Source organism: Polaribacter sp., assembly GCF_049276715.1.
Classification (GTDB): Bacteria; Bacteroidota; Bacteroidia; order Flavobacteriales; family Flavobacteriaceae; genus Polaribacter.
The window spans coordinates 1-1,910 of sequence record NZ_JBASWY010000054.1 but is presented as its reverse complement, the minus strand read 5'-3'; the positions used below and the strand labels follow the sequence as shown (position 1 = coordinate 1,910).

Annotated in this window: 2 protein-coding genes and 1 pseudogene; all 3 read left to right on the top strand. The window is 59.3% G+C overall.

All coding sequences use genetic code 11. The annotated features are described in order from the left end of the window. Window positions 1–193 (top strand): annotated as a pseudogene (locus tag WAO74_RS13790) (IS21 family transposase); the annotation flags it as partial. Window positions 194–260: 67 nt separating this feature from the next. After that, entirely contained in the window at window positions 261–1,610 is a 1,350-nt protein-coding gene (locus WAO74_RS13785; protein WP_422162839.1) for an IS256 family transposase, read from the top strand. A 51-nt stretch (window positions 1,611–1,661) separates the two neighbouring features. Continuing rightward, window positions 1,662–1,910, top strand: a 249-nt coding sequence (locus WAO74_RS13780) for a hypothetical protein (protein WP_422162838.1), incomplete at its 3' end; no start/stop codon positions are given.

Genomic DNA, 1,910 nt, shown 5'->3' with positions numbered 1-1,910 from the left:
CTCCAGGTTCATCACGGCGGCCATGATTCCATCGCGCATGACTGGAGACCTGCTGGCAGGAATGTGGTCACTACGCGCGGTGCTGGGCGGCTCGCCTCGCACCTTAGTCTGGGACAACGAGCCCGGGATCGGGCAGAAGCAGCGCCTCACGCCGCTGGTGAAAGCGTTCACCGGAACGATAGGTAACCGGGTGCGGACGTGTCAAATGGTTTGTGTAAGGGGAGGTGTTCCTTACTGAAAGCGGTGACACTGTGAGTGTGATTGATAAGCAGGAACGTGAAGATCGTCGACGTGCCCAGCGTGAAGGCGTTGAAGCTCTTGAGGCTTCTGGTGCGTTGGACGAGTTGTATGCCCAGATCGATGCTGGGCAGGTCGAGTTCGATGGCAAGGATGGCCTGATTCAACAGTTGATCAAGGCTGGTCTTGAGCGTGGCCTTCGAACGGAACTGACCGAGCATGTCGGCTATGAGCAAGGAGCCCCGGAAGCAGGTCTGCATCCGAACTCCCGTAACGGCTCGTTCGATAAGACGGTCGCCACGAGTGTTGGTGACGTCGAGTTAGCGATCCCTCGTGACCGTAATGGCACGTTCACCCCGCGCCTGGTCCCGACGGGTTCACGTCGGGTTGGTGGCCTCGATGACATGATCGTGTCGTTGTATGCCGGGGGAATGACGGTGCGCGATATCGAACATCATCTGGTGTCCACGATCGGTACTGATATCAGCCGCGAAACGATCTCGAAGATCACTGATGAGGTCGCTGACGAGGTACTGGCCTGGCAGCAGCGCCCACTCGAAGCGTTCTATCCGGTGATCTACCTGGATGCGCTGGTCGTGAAAGTTCGTGACGGCGCCCATGTGCGTAACAAGGCGGCCCATATCGCTGTCGGTGTCGACATGGACGGGATCAAACACGTCCTGGGGATCTGGGTTCAAGCTAACGAAGGAGCCAAATTTTGGGCTGGTGTCTGCGCGCAACTAGCCAATCGGGGTATCGCTGACGTGTTGATCGTGTGCTGCGATGGACTCACAGGCTTCCCTGAAGCGATCGAGGCAACCTGGCCCCAGTCGATGGTTCAAACCTGCGTCGTTCATCTGATCCGGGCATCGATGCGGTTCGTGGCTTATGGGAAACGAAAAGCTGTCGCAGCCGCGTTGAAGCCGATTTACCAAGCCGCTGACGAGACTGCGGCTCTGGCCGCATTGGACGAGTTCGAGGCTTCAGACCTGGGGCAGAAAAACCCGAACACTGTGCGGGTGTTCAGGGACGCCTGGGAACGGTTCACCCCGTTCTTGGCGTTCCCACCGATGCTGCGCCGGGTGATCTACACGACCAACGCGATCGAATCGTTGAACTACCAACTGCGAAAGATTATCAAGAACCGGGGTCACTTCCCCAGCGACGACGCGGTCGTGAAGCTGCTGTGGCTGGCGATATGCAACATCGAAGACAAACGCGCACGTGAACGAGCCAAAGAACAAGGACTCAAAGGAGGATCGAAACGCAGAGCTGGAAGCCGACTCGTCGAAGGCCAAATGACCACAAACTGGAACCAAGCCCTCGCCCAACTAGCTCTGGCTTACCCCGACCGAATCAACCCCTACCTCTAGAACCGAAGACCACCGCTTACACACACAACTTGACAGGCTCCCACCCAAGGCATGAAAATCATGGCCGCCCTCAACGCCGCCCTCACCGCCCACCACCGCACCACCACCAACGACAACACCAGCGACAGCGACAGCGGCAGCGCCGCCAGCGGTCCCGACAGCAGCAGCGCCATTAGCGGTAGCAGTGGCAGCGGGGACGGGGTGGTCGACGCGAGCATGCTCAGCGCTACTGATCGCGCAGCGGCAGCGGCAGCGGCTGCTGGGCAACTCCCGACCACGGTGGCAAAATCAGATGCGCCC